This window comes from Nonomuraea sp. NPDC050643, assembly GCF_040654715.1.
Lineage (GTDB): Bacteria > Actinomycetota > Actinomycetes > Streptosporangiales > Streptosporangiaceae > Nonomuraea.
This window is the reverse complement of sequence record NZ_JBFAIM010000035.1, coordinates 47894-68011: the sequence shown is the minus strand read 5'-3', so window position 1 is coordinate 68011 and position 20118 is coordinate 47894. Positions and strand designations below refer to the sequence as shown.

Genomic DNA, 20118 nt, shown 5'->3' with positions numbered 1-20118 from the left:
GTAGAAGACCGGTCACGCAAAGGGGTAGATTGCTGAACATGGTGTATGCCGTATTCTGTATACCGGTTTGCTGGTGAGGTTGAGATGACGACGCTCGAGGAGCCGGTGACCGCCGTACGGACCGTGACCGTAGAGATCGACGGTCATGCCGTGACCGTGCCGGAGGGCACCAGCATCTACGATGCCGCGAAGGCGCTGGACATCGACATACCGGTGTTGTGCCACAACGAGCGTTACGACCCCGTCGGGGTCTGCCGCATGTGCGTGGTGGACACGGGTGGGCGGGCCTTCGCCGCCGCGTGCGTACGCCCCTGTGAGGAGGGCATGCAGGTCAGGACCAGCACCCCGGAGCTGGAGCGCAACCGCGCCACGCTGACCGAGCTGCTGATCTCCGACCAGCCGCCGCGCGCCGAGGACCCGAAACAGACGACCACCGGCGACAACCTGCTCCTCGACCTCGCCGACCGGTTCGACGTGGCCAAGGAGACGACCGACCTGCCGTGCGGCTCGGGCCGGGGCCTCGACATCTCCAACCCGGTGATCGCGGTCGACCACGACGCGTGCATCCTCTGCGACCGCTGTGTCCGCGCGTGCGACGACGTCCAGGGCAACGACGTCATCGGCCGTTCGGGCAAGGGATACTCGACCACGATCGCTTTCGACCTCAACGATCCGATGGGCGCCAGCTCGTGCGTGACCTGCGGCGAGTGCGTACAGGCCTGCCCGACCGGTGCCCTGACCAACAAGGCGATCAACGACGTCCCCATCCGGCCCCGCGAGGAGCTCGACGCGGTCGACACCGTCTGCCCCTACTGCGGCGTCGGCTGCGCCCTCACCTACTACGTCGACCGGTCGCGCGGCGCGATCGCCTTCGCCGAGGGCCGCGACCAGCCGGGCTCGAAGAGCCGGCTGTGCGTCAAGGGCCGGTACGGCTGGGACTACGCGGCCTCGCCACAGCGCCTGACCGTGCCGCTGATCCGGGTGGACTCGTCCTACCCCAAGGGCCCGCTGTCGGCGGACGTGCGCGGTGACGCGTACAACGACCGGGGGCGCGCCGGCGGCGGAGGCGACCGCAGCGCCCGGCTGAGCAAGAACGGCAAGGACCGCCGGCGCAAGCCCGGCGGCCTGGTCGACTACGACGAGGTGCTGCCGCACTTCCGCGAGGCCACCTGGGAGGAGGCGCTCGACCTCGTCGCCCGGCGGCTGAAGGAGATCCACGCCGGGCAGGGCGCCGGCGCCCTCGCGGGGTTCGGCTCCGCGAAGTGCTCCAACGAGGAGGCCTACCTCTTCCAGAAACTGATCCGGGCCGGGTTCGGCACGAACAACGTCGACCACTGCACCCGGCTCTGCCACGCCTCGTCGGTGGCCGCGCTGTTCGAGGGCGTCGGTTCCGGCGCGGTCTCGACCACGTACGGCGACGTCGCCAACGCCGAGGTCGTGATCATCACCGGATCGAACCCGACGGCGAACCACCCCGTCGCCAGCTCCTTCTTCAAGCAGGCCCGCCGGCGCGGCACGAAGATCATCTATGTCGATCCCCGTGCCAGCACGGTGGCCGAGCACGCCGACTACTACTGCCAGGTCAAGCCCGGCACCGACGTGGCGTTCTACAACGGGGTCATGCACGAGGTGATCCGCCTCGGCCTGATCGACCGGGAGTTCATCAAGGCCCGGGTGTCGAACTTCGAGGAACTGGTCCGCACGGTCAACGACTATCCGCCGGAGCGTGCCGCGCAGATCACCGGCGTCGACGCGGACCTGATCCGGACGGTCGCCCGCGTCTGGGGCGAGGCCAGGGCCGGCGTCATCTACTGGGGGATGGGCATCTCCCAGCACACCACCGGCACCGACAACGCCCGCTGCCTGATCGCGATGTGCTCGATCACCGGAAACGTGGGCAAGCCGGGCGCCGGCCTGCATCCGCTGCGGGGGCAGAACAACGTCCAGGGCGCCTCCGACGCCGGGCTGATCCCCATGTTCTTCCCCGACTACCAGGGCGTCGACCGGGAGGGCACCCGCCGGCGGTTCGAGGAGGCCTGGGGCACCCGGCTCGACCCCGACCGCGGTCTCACCGTCACCGAGATCATCGGATCGGTGCTGAAGCCGGGCGGGGTGCGGGGCATGTACATGCTCGGCGAGAACCCGTTCCTGTCCGACCCCAACATCAACAAGGTGCGCAAGGCGCTGTCGCAGCTGGAATTCCTGGTGGTGCAGGACATCTTCCTGACCGAGACCGCGGAGTTCGCCGACGTCATCCTGCCGGCGTCGTCGTACCTGGAGAAGGACGGGAGCTACACCAACACCGACCGGCGCGTGCAACTCGGCCGCAAGGTGATGGACCCGCCGGGTCAGGCCCGCGTCGACTGGGAGATCATCCAGGACATCGCCCGGCGCATCGGCCTGGACTGGTCCTACACCTCGGCCAGCGAGGTGTTCGACGAGATGGTCGCGCTCATGCCGTCGTACGCGAACCTGCGCCACGACAACCTGGGGCTGAGCGGCAAGCTCTACCCCAACGCCGACCCCGAGCACTCCGACGGGACCGTGGTCCTGTTCGACGAGCGGTTCAACACCGACGACGGCCTGGCCCATCTCGTCCCGGCGCACTGGCTGCCGGCCAAGGAGCTGCCGGACGCGGAATACCCGCTGGTGCTCAACACCGGCCGGCTGCTCGAACACTGGCACACCGGGTCGATGACGCGGCGCTCGTACGCGCTGGACACGATCGCACCGATCGCCGAGGTGTACATGCACCCCAAGGACGCCGCCGACCGGGGACTGTCGCACGGTCAGATGGCCCGGGTGCGGTCCCGGCGCGGAGCCATCACGCTGCAGGTGCGCGTCTCCCACCGCGAGCAACTGGGCAACTGCTTCATCCCGTTCCACTTCCGGGAGGCGGCGGCGAACCTGCTGACGATCGACGAGATCGACCCCTTCGGCAAGATCCCCGAGTTCAAGTTCTGCGCGATCCAGGTCGAGGCGCTGAGTGTGGAAGACGCCGAGGCCCTCAGTGATATGGGAAGTGTCTGAATGACCCTGAGTTTCGAGCTGGGACGTCCGCGGGTGCCGGGTGTCGAGGCACGCGCCGGCAAGTTCCCCGGGCCGTCGCTGATCCCGGCGCTCAACGCCGTCCAGGCGCGGCTGGGCTGGTTGCCGCGAGAGGAGATCGAGGAGCTGGCCCGCACCATGCGGCGGCCGCTCTACGAGATCCAGGGGCTCATCTCGTTCTACCCGCACTTCCGCACGACGCCGCCCGCCAAGGTGGCCGTGAACGTGTGCCACGACCTGTCGTGCTGGCTGCGCTCGGCCGACGATCGGATCGCCGAGGTGCGCGAGCGCTACGGCGACGACACCGAGATCGAGCTGGTCGAGGTCTCCTGTCTGGGCCGCTGCGACGACGCCCCGGCGCTGGCCGTCAACGAGCACCCGGCGCCGGTCGCCGGTGTCGACGCGCTCGTGGCCGCCGCGCGGGGGGACGAGCTCGGCGAGGCCACCGTGACGGGCCGCGCCGAACCCTGGCCGAACGACCCGTACCCGGCCGGATCGGACGTCTCCACCCGGTACGCGAGCCTGCGCGCGCTGCTGGCCGGCGAGGTGAGCGCCGAGAGCGTGGTGGCCACGCTGGAGGCCTCCGGGCTGCGCGGCATGGGCGGCGCCGGGTTCCCCACGGGCAGGAAGTGGGGCCTGGTCGCCTCGGCCGAGCCGGGCGGCGTCAAATACGCGATCTGCAACGCCGACGAGTCGGAGCCGGGCACGTTCAAGGACCGGCAGATCCTGACCGATCAGCCGCACCTGGTGATCGAGGGCCTGCTGCTCGGCATGGCCGTGGTCGGGGCCGAACAGGGCTGGATCTTCATCCGGCACGAGTACGGCCCCGAGGAGCGCGTGCTGCACGCCGAGATCGCGCGGCTGCGCGCGGCCGGCGTGATCGGCGAGAACGCCTGCGGCAGCGGCCGACGCCTCGACCTCGACATCTTCGTCTCGCCCGGCGGCTACATCCTCGGCGAGGAGACCGCGCTGCTGGAGTGCATGGAGGGCCACCGCGGCGAGCCGCGCAACAAGCCGCCCTTCCCGGGCAACTACGGCCTGCACGGCCGCCCCACGTTGATCAACTCGGTGGAGACCTTCGCCGACGTGCCGGTGATCCTGCGGCGCGGCGCCGCATGGTGGGCCGAGCAGGGCGAGGGCGACTCCGTCGGCTGGAAGTTCTTCGCCGTGTCCGGGCACGTCGAGAACCCCGGCGTCTACTGCGTGCCGATGGGCACCACGGTTCGCGCGCTGATCGACCTGGCCGGCGGCGTGCTCGGTGGCGCCCGGGTCGGCGCCGTGCAGCCGGGCGGCGCGTCCTCCAACTTCATCGGCCCCGACCGGCTGGACCTGGCACTCGACTTCGGGACGCTCGCCGAGGCCGGGACCATGCTCGGCTCCGGCGCCCTCGTGGTGCTCGCCGAGGGCACCGATCTGCTGGCCGCCTCGACGAACGTGCTGCGCTTCTTCCGCAACGAGTCGTGCGGCAAGTGCGTGCCCTGCCGGGTCGGCTCCACCAAGGCCCACGAGGTGCTGCGCGGAGTGCTGGACTCCGGCTCCGCCACCCTCGACGACGCGCAGAAGGGCCGGATCCTGCAGTTGGAGGAGACCATGCGCAAGACGTCGATCTGCGGGCTCGGGCAGGTGGCGCTGGGGCCGGTGGTGTCCGTGCTCGGGCTGGACAAGGGCGGCGCGGCGGCGCGTCCGCAGCCCCGGCCGGAAGGCTCGAAGGAGCAGCCGGACCGTTGAGCGGCAAGGAGTTCTTCACCGCCCGGACCCTCGCCGAGGTCCGCTCCGGATTCCGGCCCGCGCACCGCACGCCCGCCGAGCGCGTCCCGCTGTCCGAGGCGCTGCGCCGGGTGCCGGTCGCGGACATCACGGCGCCCGCCGCCCTGCCCGGGTTCGCCCGGTCCACCGTGGACGGCTTCGCGGTCCGGGCGATGGACACCTACGGCGCCTCCGACGGGCTTCCGTCCTACCTCGACCTGCTCGGCGCGGTGCCGATGGGCGCCGAACCCACCGTGGCGGTCCTGGCCGGCGGCTGCGTCGCGATGCCGACCGGGGGAGTGCTTCCGGCCGGCGCCGACGCGGTGGTCATGGTGGAGTACACCGCCGAGACGATGCCGGGCACGATCGAGGTCACCCGGCCCGTCGCACCGGGCGGCGGTGTCGTCCGCGCCGACGAGGACGTGGCGGCGGGCGGTGTCCTGGCGCCCGGTGGCCGGCCGTTGCGCGCCCCGGACCTCGGCTTCCTCGCCGCCGCGGGGGTGACCACGGTCGCCGTGCACCGCCGCCCCCGGGTGGCGATCATCTCCACCGGCGACGAGGTGGTGCCGCCCGGCACCGTGGAGCTCGCCCCCGGGCAGGTACGCGACGCCACCGCCTCCGCCCTGGCCGGGCTGGTCACCGACGCGGGCGGCCAGCCGGTGATCGCCGGCATCGTCCCCGACGAGCCGGGCGCGCTCAAGGACCGGCTGACCGCGGTCGTGGCCGAGTCCGACCTGGTGGTCGTGTCGGCGGGCTCGTCGGTCGGCGCGAGAGACGAGACGGCGGGCGCGGTGGCCGCCATCGGCGACATCTGGTGCCACGGGATCGCCATCAAGCCGGGCAAGCCCACGCTGCTGGCGGAGTGCTCCGGGATTCCGCTCATCGGGCTGCCGGGCAACCCGCTGTCCGCGCTGGTCGTGTTCGGGCAGGTCGGAGTGCCGTTGTTGTGGCGCATCGGCGGGTGCGAGGCCCCGCCACCGCAGCCGAGCACGCGTGCCCGGCTCTCGCGCGACCTGGCGTCGGCGGCCGGCCGGCTCGACGTGGTCCAGGTGGGGATCCGGGACGGCGTGGCGGAGCCGCTGTTCGGCCCGTCGGCGCTGCTGTCGGTGCTGACCCGCGCCGACGGATACACGATCGTGCCCGAACCGGCCACCGGCCTGGACGCGGGCACCGAAGTAGAGGTCGTCCTGTACCGATGAGCGCAGAAAGTCCCTTCGTCTCCGACGTCCCCGCGGCGCAGGCCCTCTCCGTCTGGCGCGAGGCGCGCGCCGCGGCGGGGTGCCCCGCCCGGGTCGACCTGGTCCGGGTGCCGGTCGGTGCCGCCGTGGGCCGGGTGACGGCCGAGCCGGTGTGGGCGCTGCGGTCCTCGCCCGCCTTCGACTCCGCGGCCATGGACGGCATCGCCGTACGCGCCGCCGACACCGTCGGCGCGTCCGAGACCAGCCCCATGCTCCTCGCCGCCGGTGACTTCGCCGTCGTCGACACCGGCGACCCGCTGCCCGACGGATACGACGCCGTGGTCATGCGAGAGCACGTCCATCGCACGGCGAAAGGGGAGGCCGAGCTCAGGGCGGCCGTCCCGCCCTACCAGCACGTCCGCTCCATCGGGGAGGACATCAGCGCCGGCGAGCTGCTGCTCCCGGAGGGCCATCGGCTGCGGCCCGTCGACGTCGCCGCCTGCGCCGCGGCGGGAGCCGTCGAACTCGGCGTACGCCGCGCGCCGCGCGTGGTGATCGTGCCGACCGGCGACGAGATCCGGCCGATCGGCGCGGAGCTCGCCCCCGGTGACATTCTCGACACGAACTCGATGATGCTGGCCGCGCAGGCCCGGGAGGCGGGCTGCGCGGCCCGGATCACCGAGATCGTCCCCGACGACCCCCAGGCCATCGCGGCGGTGCTCCTGGAGGCCACCGGCGACGCCGACCTGGTCCTGCTCATCGCGGGCTCCAGCGCGGGGCGCGACGACTACACCGCCCGCGTGGTCGCCGGGGCCGGCGTCGTCGCGGTCCACGGGGTCGCCGTGCGCCCCGGCCATCCCGTCGTGCTCGGCGCGGTCGCGGCGACGCCCGTCATCGGCGTACCCGGCTATCCGGTGTCGGCGGCGCTGACCTTCGAGATCTTCGCGGCTCCGATGCTCGCCGAGCTGGCGGGCGCCGCCCCGCGAGAACGCCCGTCGGCCACGGCGCACCTGGCCAGGAAGCTGCCGTCCGCCATCGGCATGGACGACTGGGTACGCGTGCGCCTGGGGCGGGTGCGGGACCGGCTCGTCGCCACCCCGCTGCCCCGGGGGGCCGGCGTGCTCACCTCGCTCGTGCGCGCCGACGGCCTGCTCGTCGTGCCCTCGGGCGTGGAGGGTCACCATGCGGGGGAGCAGGTCCGGGTCGAACTGCTGCGCGGGCTGTCCGAGATCGGCCGGACCATCGTCGCGATCGGCTCGCACGACCTGGTGCTCGACCTGGCGGCCTCCGCCCTGCGCGCCGCCGACCCGCTGATCACTCTCGCGTCGTCGAACGTCGGCTCGCTGGGCGGCCTCGTGGCGCTGCGCGACGGCCTGTGCCACATCGCCGGGTCGCACCTGCTGGACCCGTCCACCGGCGAGTACACGCTGCCCTACGTGGACAGGCTGCTGGGCGCGGACGCCGACGTCGCCGTGGTCAGGCTCGTCCACAGGGACCAGGGTCTGATCGTCGCCCCGGGAAACCCGCTCGGCCTGACCGGCGTCAAGGACCTGACCAGGCCGGACCTGCGCTACGTGAACCGGCAGCGCGGCGCCGGGACGCGGGCGCTGCTGGACCACGAGCTGGCCGGCCTGGGCATCGACGCGGACGAGGTGTCCGGCTACTCCCGCGAGGAGCACACGCACCTGGCGGTGGCGGCGGCCGTGGCCGCGGGGCGCGCGGACGCCGGGATGGGCATTCTCGCCGCCGCCCGCGCCTTCGGGCTCGACTTCGTCCCGGTGGCCCAGGAACCCTACGACCTGGTGCTGCGTACCGGTGCGCTGTCGGACGAGCTGTTGGCCCCGCTGTGGGCGCTTCTGGAGCGGCCGGACTTCCGCGCCGACGTGGAGGCGCTGGGCGGCTACTCCTGCGCCGAAACAGGGCGGCGCATCCGCTGAACCGCCGCCGCCGGGTGACCGCCACCCGGTGGCCGTCCGGCAACGGCGAAGCACGGCCACCGGGTTGCTAATACGAATTTCTTCAGCGATTACCCCTTGACGCCCCTCCGGGGCCGGTTCCACAATGGCGAAACTAATACGCATTATCAACAAGGCGGGGTGATACGCGCTGTGACTCCTACAGGCCGGCGTCTGACGCAGCAGGACATCGCACGCATGGCAGGAGTGAGCCAGACGACGGTGTCCCTGGTGCTCAACGGAAGGGCCGAGGGAGAGGTGCGGATCTCCCCGGAAACCCGCGACCGGGTGCTCCAAGTGATCAGGGAGACCGGCTACGTGGCCGACCCGGCGGCGCGCCGGCTCGTCGAACGGCGCAACCGCATCTACGGCGTGTTCACCTACGAGGCCGTCTTCCCCGCGGAGAGCGCCGACTTCTACCGCCCGTTCCTGGTCGGGATCGAGGAGTGCGCGGAGGAGGCGGGCTGCGACCTGCTGCTGTTCACCAGTGCCAAGGTGGAGCAGGGTGAGCGGCGGCGGATCTTCAGCGCGGAGAGCCGGATCCGGCTGGCGGACGGATGCGTCCTGCTCGGCCGCACCATCGATCGGGACGACCTGTCCAGGCTGCTGTCCGAGGGCATCCCGTTCGTCTCGGTCGGCCGCCGCGACGACGCCGGCGGGCCGGTGCCGTACGTCGGCGCGGACTACCCGCCGGCGATGCGCGCGCTGGTCGAGCGGGCGGCGGCGCTCGGGCACCGGCGGATGGCCTACGTCGGAGCCGGACAGGGCGCCGAGTCCTACGCCGACCGGTTGCGCGGCTTCACCGAGGGCGTGGCCGCGGCCGGCGTCGAAGGCGTGCACCTGACGAGCGCGGACGGGCTGTTCGGCTCCGGCGCCACCGTGGTGTTCGCCGAAGAGCTGGCCGACGGCGCGGCCATCGCCGAGGTCGCCCGCACCCGCGGCCTGGACGTGCCCCGCGACCTGTCCATCGTCGCGCTGGGCGCGCCCACCAGGCCGGTGTCGACCGACATCGACTTCGCGGGGTTCCGCATCCCCCGGCGGGAGATGGGCCACCGTGCCGTCGAGCTGCTCACCCAGGTGCTGGAGCGCGGCGGCACCCCGCAGGAACTGCTGGCGTGCGAGCTGGTCGAGGGCTCGACGCTGGCGCCCCCTGCTTGAGACCGGCTTCCCTGCTCGACCCCGGCGCCCCTCCGTGACGCCGGCGACCCTGTACTTGAGGAGAGGTAACCCCCACGTGGTGGAGATATCGGCAGACGCGCTCGTCATCGGCGGCGGGCTGGGCGGCGTGGCCGCAGCGCTCGCCCTGCTGCGGGCGGGCCGCTCGGTGGTGCTCACCGAGGAGTACGACTGGCTGGGCGGCCAGCTCACCAGCCAGGCCGTGCCGCCGGACGAGCACACCTGGGTGGAGCGGTTCGGCGTCACGGCGAGCTATCGCGCGCTGCGCGACGGCATCCGGCGCTACTACCGCGACCACTACCCGCTCACCGACCGGGCGCGGGCATGGCGTGAGCTGAACCCGGGCTCCGGGCACGTCAGCAAACTGTGCCACGAGCCCCGGGTCGCCGTCGCGGTCATCGAGGCCATGCTGGCCCCGTACCGGGGATCGGGCAGGTTGCGCGTGCTGCAGCCGTACCGGCCGGTCGGGGCCGACGTGGACGGCGACCGCGTCACGGCCGTGCGGCTCGCGCACCGCGACGGGGGAGAGGAGATCACGGCTGTGGCGCCGTACGTGCTGGACGCCACCGAGACCGGGGAACTGCTGCCCCTGACCGGCACCGAGTACGTGACCGGCTTCGAGTCGCAGGACGACACCGGCGAGCCGAGCGCCCCCGCGACGGCGCAGCCGATGAACATGCAGGCCGTGTCCGTGTGCTTCGCGGTCGACCACGTGGACGGCGACCACACCGTGGACAAGCCCGCCTCGTACGACTTCTGGCGTGCCTACCAGCCGCCCTTCTGGGGCGACCGGCTGCTGTCGTGGCGCTGCCCGAGCCCGCGCACGCTGGAGATCATGGAACGTTCCTTCACCCCGAACCCGGGCGACGACCCCCGGCTGGTGGAGGCCGACCAGCGGGTCAACCCGGGCGACGGCAACCTGTGGACGTTCCGCAGGATCGCCGCCCGCGACAACTTCCAGCCCGGCGCGTACGACAGCGACATCACGCTCGTCAACTGGCCGATGATCGACTACCTGGAGGGGCCGGTCATCGACGTGCCGGACGCCGACCGGCATCTGGCGGCGGCCCGCGAGCTGTCCCTGTCGGTGCTGTACTGGCTGCAGACCGAGGCCCCCCGTCACGACGGCGGCACCGGATACCCCAGCCTGCGGCCGCGCGGCGACGTCACCGGCGGCGCCGACGGGCTCGCCCAGGCCCCCTACATCCGCGAGTCCCGGCGCGTCCGGGCCCTGACCACCGTCACCGAACAGGACCTGTCCGTGGCGGTACGCGGCGACAAGGGCGCCGTCTCCTATCACGACTCCGTGGGCGTGGGCATGTACCGCATCGACCTGCACCCGTCGACCGGCGGCGACAACTACATCGACGTCGCCTGCTCCCCGTTCGAGATCCCCCTCGGGGCGCTGATCCCGCAGCGGATGACCAACCTGCTGCCCGCCTGCAAGAACATCGGCACCACCCACATCACCAACGGCGCCTATCGCCTGCATCCGGTGGAGTGGAACGTCGGCGAGGCGGCCGGCGCGCTCGCCGCCTTCTGCCTGGACCGCGCCACCACGCCGCACGCCGTGGGCACGGACGCCGGGCTCCTGGCCGACTACCAGCAGCGGCTCGCCCGTGACGGCGTGGAGCTGCGCTGGCCCGACGTCACCGGTTACTGACGCCGTCATCGACGCCCGAAGGAGAAACCCCCCATGAAAGCACCCGGGAAGCTGGCGGCCCTCTCGCTGACCGCCCTGCTCACCATCACCGCCTGCGGCGACGGCGGCACCGCGCCGCCGGCCGCGCAGGGCCCGCAGCCGCTGCGCATGTCGATCTGGACCTCCAACGAGGCCCACCTGAAGCTGTTCAACGAGATCGCCGCCGAATACCGCAAGTCCCACCCGCAGGTCGGCGCGATCACCTTCGACCCCATCCCGTTCGAGAACTACACGACCACGCTGACCACGCAGATCGCCGGCGGTAACGCCCCCGACCTGGCGTGGATCATGGAGAACTCCGCCCCGGACTTCGTCGGCTCCGGCGCCCTCGTCCCGCTCAAGAGCAAGATCGAGAACGCGGCCGAGCTGGTCCCGGCCGCCACCCGGCTGTGGGAGCGCGACGGAGAGCTGTACGCCTACCCGTTCTCCACCTCGCCCTTCGGCGTCTTCGTCAACACCGACCTGGTCAAGGCCGCGGGCCAGAAGGCGCCGCGCGAGCTGATGAAGGCCGGCCAGTGGGACTGGGAGCACGCCAACGAGATCAACAAGGCCGTCGCGGCGAAGGGCAAGAACGGCCTGACCATCCTCAACTTCGACTACAAGGCCTGGGACAACCTCGCCACCGTCTGGCAGGGCTGGGGCGCCAAGGCGTGGAGCGACGACGGCGGCACCTGCCAGTTCAACGCGCCCGAGATGGTCGAGGCCATGACGTTCATGCACAAGGCGATCTTCACCGACAAGTCCATGCCGGGGCCGGGCAGCGCCGTCGACTTCTTCTCCGGCGACACCACGATGGCCGTCGCCCAGATCTCCCGCGCCGCCATGCTGGAGGACGCGACGTTCAAGTGGGACCTGGTGCCGCTGCCCGCCGGGCCGAAGGGCGAGTACGCGGTCATCGGCCAGGCCGGGATCGGCGTGCTGAAGAAGTCGCCTAGGGCCGAGCAGGCCACCGACTTCCTCGCCTACTTCGCCAACGCCGCCAACGCCGCCAAGCTCGCCGCGTACTTCCCGCCCGCGCGCGGCTCGCTGCTGACCGCCGACACCATGGCCAAGACCAGCCCCCTGCTGAACGGCGACCAGCTCCAGGAGGTGGTGATCAACGGCATCGAGAAGGGCGTGGTCAAGCCCAGCCACACCGGTCAGGCCGAGCTCGCGCAGACCGCCAGGGCCGCCCTCGACCCGCTGTGGAAGCCGGACGCCGACGTCAAGGCGGTGCTGGACGGCGTGTGCGCCAAGATCCAGCCACTGCTGGGCGGATGACGTGGCGGCGACGGACCTCGGCGAACGGGTGGCGGTACGCGCCGCCGCCCGGCCCCGCCCCTTCTGGACCATCCCCCGGCGTGACGCCCTCGTCGGCTATCTGCTGATCTCACCGCAGCTCGTGGGCAGCGTGCTGTTCGTCCTGCTGCCGCTCGGCCTGGTCGTCTACTACAGCCTCCAGGAGTGGAACGTGTTGGCGGGCACGTTCGAGTACGTCGGCGGCGAGAACTACGCCAAACTGCTCGCCGACCCGAACATGGGGCCGGTGCTCACCAGCACCGCGTTCTTCTCGGTCGGGCTGGTCGTGCTCAACCTCACCCTCGCCCTCACCCTGGCCATCCTGCTCGACCAGCGGCTGCGCGGCACCACGTTCTTCCGCACCCTGTTCTTCTCGCCGGTGCTGGTGTCACTGGTCGCCTGGACGATCGTCTGGCAGTTCCTGCTCCAGCAGGACGGCGGCGTCAACGGCCTGCTCGGCGTGGCGGGCGTCGAGGGCCCCAACTGGCTGCGCGGCGAGACCACCGCCCTGCTGTCGGTCGTCGTCGTCCAGGTCGTCAAGAACGTGGGCCTCAACATGGTCCTGTTCCTGGCGGCGCTCCAGGGCGTGCCCCGCCAGTTGTACGAGGCCGCGCAGCTCGACGGCGCCGGCGCCTGGACCCGCTTCCTGCGCATCACGGTGCCGCAGATCAGCCCGACGATCCTGCTCACCTCGATCATCACCGTGGTCGGGTCGCTGCAGGTGTTCGCCCAGATCGCCGTGCTCACCCAGGGCGGGCCCGGCATGTCCACCACGGTCCTCGTCTACTACCTGTACCAGCAGGCCTTCCAGTTCCGGCACCTCGGCTACGGCGCCACCCTGTCGGTCCTGCTGTTCCTGATCGTCGCGGTGCTGACGCTGCTGCAGTGGCGGCTGCGCCGGAAGTGGGTCTTCCATGAGTCGTAGCATGAGTCGCCGGGTCAAGCTCGCGCTGTACGCGCTGCTGTGCGTGTTGTGCGTGCCGTTCGTGTTCCCGACCTGGTGGATGGTCACCTCGTCGGTGAAGCCGATCAGCGACATCTTCGCCTTCCCGCCCGCGCTGGTGCCCTCCAGGTTCGACTTCTCCACCTACGGCCGGGTCTTCGAGCTGCAGCCGTTCGGGCAGCAGTATGTCAACAGCCTCTACATCGCGGTGGTGGTGACCGCCGGCACGATGGCGGTGGCCGCGATGGCCGGCTACGCCTTCGCCCGCATCCGCTTCCCCGGCCAGAACGCGCTCTTCCTGGTCGTGCTCGTCGGCCTGCTGATCCCCAGCGAGGTGACGATCGTCCCGCTGTTCCAGATGTTCCACACGGTGGGGCTGACCGACACGCACTGGCCGCTGATCCTGGTGCCGATCCTGGGCGCGCCCAGCGTGCTGGCGACGTTCATCATGCGGCAGTTCTTCATCACGCTGCCCGGGGAGCTGGAGGAGGCCGCCAGGGTCGACGGGCTCGGCCGCTTCGGCACCTTCTACCGGGTGGCGTTGCCGCTGGCCAAGCCCGCGCTCGGCGCCGTCGCCATCTTCACCTTCCTGCACTCGTGGAACCTCTACCTCGAACCCATCGTGTTCCTGTCCACCCCGTCGAAGTTCACCCTGCCCCAGGCGCTCACCCAGTTCGTCGACGCCTACGGCTCGCCCCTGTGGAACGTGCAGCTCTCGGCCGCCACGATGACCGCCCTGCCCATCCTGGTCGTCTTCGTCCTGGCCCAGCGGCAGTTCATCGAGGGGCTCGCGCACACCGGTCTGAAAGGCTGACCATGTTCTCCCGCCGCACCCTCCTTCGCGCCGCCGCCCTGCTCCCGGTGGCCACCCCAGTGATCGTGCCCGGCACCGCCGGCGCCGCCTCCTCCTTGCCCGATCTGGCGCCGTTGCCCGCCCTGGACCGCAGGTCGTTCGCCCCCCACGAGCAGCGCTTCGCGCCGTACCTGGCCACCCTCGCGCCCATGGTCAACGACATGGACGACAGCGGCTTCTTCGCCGGCGGCTGGTGGCGTTCGCCGGCGGCGCCGTACAACGCCCGCGTGCAGGAGCACGTGTTCACGCTGGCCTGGTTCTACGCCAACGCCCGCCCGTGGAACCCGTACGCCGGGAACGCCGGTCTGCTGGCCGCGCTCGACGCGGCGCTCGGCCACTACCTGTCGCTCCAGCACGCCGACGGCTCCTTCCCCGAGTACAACCGCAACGAGCACGGCCTGGCCCCCACCGGATTCGGCATCGGCTACCTCGCCAAGACCCTGCGGATCCTGCGCGCGACCGGGGCGCTGCCCGGCCGCCAGTCCCAGCTCGCCGCCGCCTTACGGACGGCGATGACGTGGTTCCTCAACCCCGCCAACCGCACCGCCTGGCAGGAGCCCCTCAGCTACGCCAACCAGACCGCCTCCGGGCTGGCCGGGGCCGCGCTCGCGCTCAGGCTCGACCCCGATCCCGCGCTCGCGAGGAGCCTGACCGAGGCGTTCGCCAGGATCGCCGCGACCGGCGTGAGCCCCGCCGGCTTCTTCTACGAAGAGCGCGGCCACGACATGAACTACAACTTCGAGGTCATGCTGCCGGAGCTGGCCGACGCCTACTACAGCAACCCGGACCCGCACCTGGTGGACATGGCCCGCAGGTTCACCGGCTTCCTGTCCTACAACCTGCTGCGCGAGCCGGACGGCTCCGGATACCTGGTCAACGTCGCGCCGTCCACCCGCACCAGCACGCGCTGGTACGACGAGGTCCGGCCCGATCCCGACAGGACCGCGCTCAACTGGACGTTCGTCCGCATGGTGCCGCTGCTGTCGGCGTTCCTGACCGCCCGCGAGGACCTGGCCGACGCCCGCGCCGCCTGGTCCGCCTCCGCCGACCCGGTGACGCCGCTCGCCAAGCAGGACACCTCGCCGCGCATCCTCACCCACGGCCTGCACGGCGAGCGCTTCCCCGACCGGCAGCAGCGGATCGCCGCCATCTCGGACCTGCCCTACCTGCGCTCGCAGGACTTCGTCGAACTGCGCAGGGACGCCGGCCAGGACTTCCTGTACGTCCGCAAGCCCGGCCTGTACCTGGGCGGCTACTTCGGCGACCGCGCCTCCCGGAGCCGTACCGGCCTGACCTTCCTGTGGCATCCCGAGGCCGGCACGATCATCTGCGTGCTCAACGACAACAACCACGCCTGCTGGTCCACCGTCTTCCCCGGCCAGGTGCCCGACTCCAACGGCCCCCTCCCGGCCACCTACTTCCACGGCGCCCCCGGCGGCAGCGTGTGGACCGGCGGCCAGGCCCCCGCCGCCTTCGGCATCCGCTACGGCAACGCGAACGTCAGCACGGACGTCCTGGTCACCCAGCGGACGATCCGGCGTACGGTCACGGCGAACGCGGCGGCCACCGAGCAGATCCCCCTCATCCTCCAGCCCGAGGACGTCGTCACCTTCACCGACGGCACGAGGGTCGTGTTCGGCGGCACGACCACCGCCACCGCCGACGGGTTCGACGTGCGCCGCGGCCGCATCACGATCCGCTTCCGCTGGGGCACCCCCTCGCAGGCGACGGTCGCGGCCGGCTCGGTGCGCTACTTCCGCGACGGCGCGCGCCGCTTCCACGCCCTCCGCATCCCTCACCAGGGCACCTTCGACCTCACGGTCACCCTGGGCTCAGCTTGATGCGATGAGCTCGGCCCAGCGGTAGCGGCGAGAGGTGAGGTGCCAGTGAACGAACCCCTGCAGATAGTGCAGCAGGTGCGGCCGCTGCGCTGAGGTGCCCAGCTCACGGATGCGATCGAAGCCGGCCACCGCCCGCTGGAAGACCTCCTCGTAGGAGTCCGTCAACGACATGCCGTGCTGGATGGCGTTGCGGTAGATGCGGCTGGTCGTGAACTCACCGCCCAGTATCTCCTTGTAGAAGGACATGAGGTCGTTGACGTCATTGACATAGTTTCCCCAGTGGCCCAGGGTCGCGCCCCAGTGCGGCATGTTGTCGTCGAAGCTCAGGCAGCGGTACGCCACGCTCATCGCCGTCGCGTAGTACTCGCCGAAGCCGGACCGGACGCGTACATATTCGGTGTCGACGTCGTCGCGGGCATCGGGGGTGAACGCGGACTCCAAGATGACCCCGAAGAGCGACTGATAATAGAACGTCTTGTAGAGGCCGAGGAAATTCGCCGAGCAGAACGGAGAGAACTCGTTGAACATGTGCTCGGTGTAGACCGACTGCGGATGCAGGGCGGAGCCGAGGATGACCCGAGCCTGCCGGGACCGGCCGACGCCCTTCAGCATGGCGGCCCGCACCGCCCGGAACGCGGCCTCCGGGCCCTGGTCGCAGGAGTCGTCGACGATCGTCGGCAGCAGAATGCTGCGGCTGAGCGCCATCCCCAGGTCGGCCTCATCGACCGGGATCATGAGCTGGCGATAGGTGCACATGCACTCGATGTAGGCCAGATCGCGCTGAATCCCGAACGTCGCGAGTTCGGCTCGCAGAGAGCAGGCCTCGGCACGCACCCGGGCGGGGTCGGAGCTCGGGCGATAGCCGTCGGTCAGCGCGGCGATCCGCCGCGGGTATCCGGCGCGGACGACCTCCTGCCGGAACCGCAGGAAGTCGTCCGGCTGCGACGTGGCGGCATCCGGGGACGGACCGGCGCCGGGGGACGGGCCCGCGCGCCGGGACGGACTGGTGCCCGGCGAGAAGCCGAGCCGGGCCGCGGAGGTGCCGAGACCGGTTGGCCCTGTCGGCACAACGGGGGTTCCCACACAGCAGCCTCTACCCGCCACCCGAAACGGCAACCCTCGGTAATCAGCAGGCCAAGTTTCGCTACGAAGAGTGCGCATTCCGGACCGAGGCGGCCTGGATGCGCTGTTTCATCTCCGCCTCGTACACGTGCCGGCGCCCGCCCATGAGCTGGTCGCGCACTTCGCGTTCGAGCTCGCGGAACGTCGCGTAGTAGCCGTCGTCGTACTCCTCGACGATCTGGAACGTCCAACGGCCGGGCAGGACGTCGCGGCCGGCCAGCTCGGCGGCCAGACGCCGGGCCAGGTCGTCGTGGCCGGCCTTGGCCAGCAGGTCCACGACCCTGTCGATGGTGGCGTGGGCGGAGCCGGTGAGCTGGTGGAAGGAGTAGAGGTGCCCGCGTGCGCGCTCGACGGTCTCCAGCGCCTCCGACAGCATGCCGGCCGCCTCCACCGCCTGGTCGTCGGCGCCGTCCGGGCGGCGGTGGTCCTGATCGGGTGTGTATGCCATGCCTCCGCGTTACCCTCTGGCACGGCCGGGATGCGCGTTCGATCATCGAGCGCTTGGCTGTTGGGAGAGGCGGGGTCCCCTCCTCTTCAGCGGGAGGAGCGGGACCGGTAGGTCGCGATCTTGGCCAGGTTGCCGCATCGTTCCATCGAGCACCAGCGGCGGCGCCGTGCCTGGGAGTCGTCCAGGAACAGCAGCGAGCAGCCGGGATTGGCGCACTCCTTGACGCGGTCGATGAGCGGCCCGGTGACCAGCGTCGCGGCGTCCCTGGCGACGGTGGCCAGCGCGGCGGGCGCGACGTGGGCGGCCTGCCGGCGCAGGGCGGGCCCGGAACTCGTGAGGACGACCAGGGGGGCGAGGTCGGGGAGCCTGCTCGCCGCGTTCACCTCCTCGACGTCGGACGGATCGGGTGCCGCACCGTCCATGACGGCCCGCACCATCCGGTTGAGCGCCTCGCGGAGGAGACGGGCGTGCGCCAGGTCGTGTGGCGTGACCTCGCCCGGCTCGGGATGCAGCCCGGCCTCGGCGATCCAGCGGCTGAGCGCGGCGGGGTCGGGCAGCCGCTCGAAGGCGGCGGCGTGGCGCCTGCCGAGTGTGGCGGCGAAGTCGAGGCACACGCGCCCGCCGATGAACGGGAACGCCATCGAGGGATCAGCGGAGCGGCTCATATCCGAAAACCTACCATTGACACCTGTTCATGCGGTGGTTCAAGATGACACCTGTTCAAGAGGTGTCAACGAAGGTGGTGCGGCATGCGCGCAGTGCGTATCGACGAGTTCGGCGGCCCCGAGGTCCTGGTGCAGGTCCAGGCCCCGGATCCGGAAGCGGGCTCCGGCGAGGTGCTCGTACGGGTCGAGGCGGCGGGGGTCAACCGGGCGGACGCCCTGCTCCGCGCGGGCTCCTACCACCGCGCGGGACGCCCGCCGCTGATCCCCGGCCTGGAGGCGGCCGGGACCGTGGCCGCGGTGGGCGAGGGCGTGACGGGCCTGCGGCCCGGCCAGCGGGTCATGGCGCTGGGTGCGGGCCTGTACGCCGAGCTCGCGGCGGTGCCCGCCGGGCGGGTCGCGGTCCTGCCCGACGGCATCGGCATGCTCGAGGCCGCCGCCCTGCCCGTCGCATGGCTGAGCGCCCGGTACTGCCTGCGCGACCTGGCCGGGCTGGCCAAGGAGGAGACGGTGGTGGTGCACGCCGCCGCGAGCGGGGTCGGCAGCGCCGCCGTGCAGATCGCCGCCGACCTCGGCGCCCGCGTGATCGCGGTGGTGAGCTCGGCGGACAAGGCCGCCTGGGTCGCGGGCCTGGGCGCGCACGACATAGTGGACACCTCGGTGGACGACGAAGAACAGCAGGTCGCCCGGCTGACCGGCGGACGCGGCGCCGACGTGGTGCTGGACACCGTCGGCGGGCCGGCGTTCGCACGTGGCCTGCGGCAGGTCGCCTACGCGGGCCGCGTGATCGCCCTCGCCAACGTCGCCCTGGAACCGAGCATCATCGACACCCGCGACTTCTATCCCAAGAACGCCACCATCCGCGGCTTCCAGCTCACCAACCTGATGGAACACGGCTACGATCCCCGCGACGACCTCCGCGAACTCGCCGAACGAACCGCCGCGGGCGCCTACCGGGTGCCGGTCGAGGCCGTGTTCCCCCTCCAGCGGGCGCGCGAGGCACACGAACTCCTCGAACGACGCGGCAACCGCGGCAAGATCGTCCTGTCCGTGACCAGCCCCGTGCCGTCCGACGGCCGTCAGACCGCCCGGGCGATGCAGATGCGGGCGTTCAGTCGCGGTCCCGCCTCGTAGAACATGTACTCCACACCGTCCTGGGTGCCGAACGACGGCGCCGCCACCCTGCCGTTGTCGGAGGCGATCGGGGAGTGGAAGACGCCCAGGTGCGTCTCCCTGTCGAACCCGTTGCCGACCTCGGTGATCCGCATCCTGCCGTCGCCGCCGTGATAGGCCACGTACGTGGTGCCGTTGCGCTTGACGAGGGTGGCGCCGGAGATGTCGGTCACGCCGTCGGGCTCGGGGTTCACCAGCGGGGTCGCGCTGAACTGCCAGCCGTCCCAGCCGTTGGGCGACCAGCCGTGGAAGATGCGGCGGCCGTTGCGCACCCCCATGAAGATCATCACGTACTTGTTGTTCCGGCCGGGCAGCCGGTGCTCGAAGACCCGGGCGTAGGAGGTCTCGGAGGTGCCGGGCACCAGCCGGGTGCTCAGGATCGGGGTCTCGTCGGTGAAGGTGATGCCGTCGGTGGAGCGGGCCACGCGCGTGGTGAAGTTCTCGCCGTGGAAGTAGCAGAAGAACTGCCGGGTGGCGGCGTCCCAGGTCACGTGGGGTGAGGACACGTGCGAGACCGTGGTGGTCGGCAGGCGGTTGTCGATGAGCGGGTTGCCCGGGTAGTCGTCGAAGGGGCCCGCCAGGGAGTTGGCGAAGGCCACGCAGATGCCGCCTGGGTCCTCGTGAGGGGCGTAGTAGAGGTAGTAGCGCGACCGGGGGTTGCTGAGCTTGTCGTACACCCCTCGGATGCAGGGGAAGATGAACTCGCCCGTCGGGTTGTGGCTGAGCGGCAGGGCCAGCGCGTCGCGCAGATACCGGTAGGCCGGCATCCCGCCCGGGCCCGCCGCCGCGTTCGCGGCCGGTCCGGGACCCAGGCCTGCGGCCACGCCCGCCGCCGCGCCCAGTAAAACGGTCCGCCGTCGGATCGGGGGGTGGGGAGTGTCCACGTCGGCTCCTTCACGCTGCGTCGTGGTGCGGATTCACACGCTCTCCTCCCGCGGACTGCCCCGTCAAGATGATAATACGAATTACCTAGGAGAGGCCCACGCCTGACAG

Annotated in this window: 15 protein-coding genes; 11 read left to right on the top strand and 4 right to left on the bottom strand. The window is 71.3% G+C overall.

Annotated elements, in window-relative coordinates; genetic code table 11:
• Positions 1–84: 84 nt before the first annotated feature.
• The 10 genes from fdhF (at position 85) to AB0I15_RS37125 (ending at position 15720) form a co-directional block, all read left to right on the top strand.
• The gene (gene fdhF, locus AB0I15_RS37170; protein ID WP_358106332.1) at positions 85–3030 is read left to right on the top strand and encodes a formate dehydrogenase subunit alpha; all 2946 of its coding nucleotides are present in this window, start codon (positions 85–87) and stop codon (positions 3028–3030) included.
• Positions 3031–4776 carry an NAD(P)H-dependent oxidoreductase subunit E gene (locus tag AB0I15_RS37165; RefSeq protein WP_358106329.1) on the top strand — a complete coding sequence of 582 codons (1746 nt, stop codon included), beginning with the start codon at positions 3031–3033 and terminating at the stop codon, positions 4774–4776.
• Positions 4773–5993 (top strand): molybdenum cofactor synthesis domain-containing protein, encoded by a 1221-nt coding sequence (locus AB0I15_RS37160; protein WP_358106326.1) that lies wholly within the window; start codon positions 4773–4775, stop codon positions 5991–5993. The genes AB0I15_RS37165 and AB0I15_RS37160 overlap by 4 nt, the downstream gene beginning before the upstream one ends.
• Positions 5990–7909 carry a molybdopterin biosynthesis protein gene (locus tag AB0I15_RS37155; protein WP_358106324.1) on the top strand — a complete coding sequence of 640 codons (1920 nt, stop codon included), beginning with the start codon at positions 5990–5992 and terminating at the stop codon, positions 7907–7909. The genes AB0I15_RS37160 and AB0I15_RS37155 overlap by 4 nt, the downstream gene beginning before the upstream one ends.
• Positions 7910–8068: 159 nt before the next feature.
• Positions 8069–9085, top strand: a complete 1017-nt coding sequence (locus AB0I15_RS37150; RefSeq protein WP_358106321.1) for a LacI family DNA-binding transcriptional regulator — start codon at positions 8069–8071, stop codon at positions 9083–9085.
• Positions 9086–9164: 79 nt separating this feature from the next.
• On the top strand, positions 9165–10766 hold the full coding sequence (locus AB0I15_RS37145) for an FAD-dependent oxidoreductase (protein ID WP_358106318.1): 1602 nt from the start codon (positions 9165–9167) through the stop codon (positions 10764–10766).
• A gap of 33 nt (positions 10767–10799) precedes the next feature.
• On the top strand, positions 10800–12065 hold the full coding sequence (locus AB0I15_RS37140; RefSeq protein WP_358106315.1) for an extracellular solute-binding protein: 1266 nt from the start codon (positions 10800–10802) through the stop codon (positions 12063–12065).
• Position 12066: 1 nt separating this feature from the next.
• On the top strand, positions 12067–13008 hold the full coding sequence (locus tag AB0I15_RS37135) for a sugar ABC transporter permease (RefSeq protein WP_358106312.1): 942 nt from the start codon (positions 12067–12069) through the stop codon (positions 13006–13008).
• A gap of 1 nt (position 13009) precedes the next feature.
• A complete protein-coding gene (locus AB0I15_RS37130; RefSeq protein WP_358106309.1) occupies positions 13010–13840 on the top strand; it encodes a carbohydrate ABC transporter permease in 831 nt (276 codons plus the stop codon).
• Between the two features lie 2 nt (positions 13841–13842).
• Entirely contained in the window at positions 13843–15720 is a 1878-nt protein-coding gene (locus AB0I15_RS37125; protein ID WP_358106306.1) for a hypothetical protein, read from the top strand.
• Here the strand turns inward: AB0I15_RS37125 and AB0I15_RS37120 are convergent.
• From AB0I15_RS37120 to AB0I15_RS37110, 3 genes are all read right to left on the bottom strand, one after another.
• Positions 15712–16788 (bottom strand): hypothetical protein, encoded by a 1077-nt coding sequence (locus tag AB0I15_RS37120; protein ID WP_358106303.1) that lies wholly within the window; start codon positions 16786–16788, stop codon positions 15712–15714. The two genes, AB0I15_RS37125 and AB0I15_RS37120, sit on opposite strands and share 9 nt — an antisense overlap.
• 76 nt (positions 16789–16864) lie before the next feature.
• Positions 16865–17290: a hypothetical protein gene (locus AB0I15_RS37115; protein WP_358106300.1), complete on the bottom strand. Its 426-nt coding sequence runs from the start codon at positions 17288–17290 to the stop codon at positions 16865–16867.
• Positions 17291–17376: 86 nt separating this feature from the next.
• Entirely contained in the window at positions 17377–17955 is a 579-nt protein-coding gene (locus AB0I15_RS37110) for an ABATE domain-containing protein (RefSeq protein ID WP_358106297.1), read from the bottom strand.
• 84 nt (positions 17956–18039) lie between these two features.
• On the opposite strand from AB0I15_RS37110, the gene AB0I15_RS37105 reads away from it, so the two are divergent.
• Positions 18040–19086 (top strand): zinc-binding dehydrogenase, encoded by a 1047-nt coding sequence (locus AB0I15_RS37105; protein ID WP_358106294.1) that lies wholly within the window; start codon positions 18040–18042, stop codon positions 19084–19086.
• On the opposite strand, the gene AB0I15_RS37100 is transcribed toward AB0I15_RS37105, so the two are convergent.
• Positions 19032–20009 carry a hypothetical protein gene (locus AB0I15_RS37100; RefSeq protein ID WP_358106291.1) on the bottom strand — a complete coding sequence of 326 codons (978 nt, stop codon included), beginning with the start codon at positions 20007–20009 and terminating at the stop codon, positions 19032–19034. The two genes, AB0I15_RS37105 and AB0I15_RS37100, sit on opposite strands and share 55 nt — an antisense overlap.
• Positions 20010–20118: the final 109 nt, after the last annotated feature.

What these genes read in the sequence shown, in the direction of transcription:
- fdhF (WP_358106332.1), top strand. Translation starts at nt 85, where the DNA reads ATGACGACGCTCGAGGAGCCGGTGACCGCCGTACGGACCGTGACCGTA.
- AB0I15_RS37165 (WP_358106329.1), top strand. Translation starts at nt 3,031, where the DNA reads ATGACCCTGAGTTTCGAGCTGGGACGTCCGCGGGTGCCGGGTGTCGAG.
- AB0I15_RS37105 (WP_358106294.1), top strand. Translation starts at nt 18,040, where the DNA reads ATGCGCGCAGTGCGTATCGACGAGTTCGGCGGCCCCGAGGTCCTGGTG.
- AB0I15_RS37110 (WP_358106297.1), bottom strand. Translation starts at nt 17,955, where the DNA reads ATGAGCCGCTCCGCTGATCCCTCGATGGCGTTCCCGTTCATCGGCGGG.
- AB0I15_RS37125 (WP_358106306.1), top strand. Translation starts at nt 13,843, where the DNA reads ATGTTCTCCCGCCGCACCCTCCTTCGCGCCGCCGCCCTGCTCCCGGTG.
- AB0I15_RS37140 (WP_358106315.1), top strand. Translation starts at nt 10,800, where the DNA reads ATGAAAGCACCCGGGAAGCTGGCGGCCCTCTCGCTGACCGCCCTGCTC.
- AB0I15_RS37115 (WP_358106300.1), bottom strand. Translation starts at nt 17,290, where the DNA reads ATGGCATACACACCCGATCAGGACCACCGCCGCCCGGACGGCGCCGAC.
- AB0I15_RS37130 (WP_358106309.1), top strand. Translation starts at nt 13,010, where the DNA reads ATGAGTCGCCGGGTCAAGCTCGCGCTGTACGCGCTGCTGTGCGTGTTG.
- AB0I15_RS37155 (WP_358106324.1), top strand. Translation starts at nt 5,990, where the DNA reads ATGAGCGCAGAAAGTCCCTTCGTCTCCGACGTCCCCGCGGCGCAGGCC.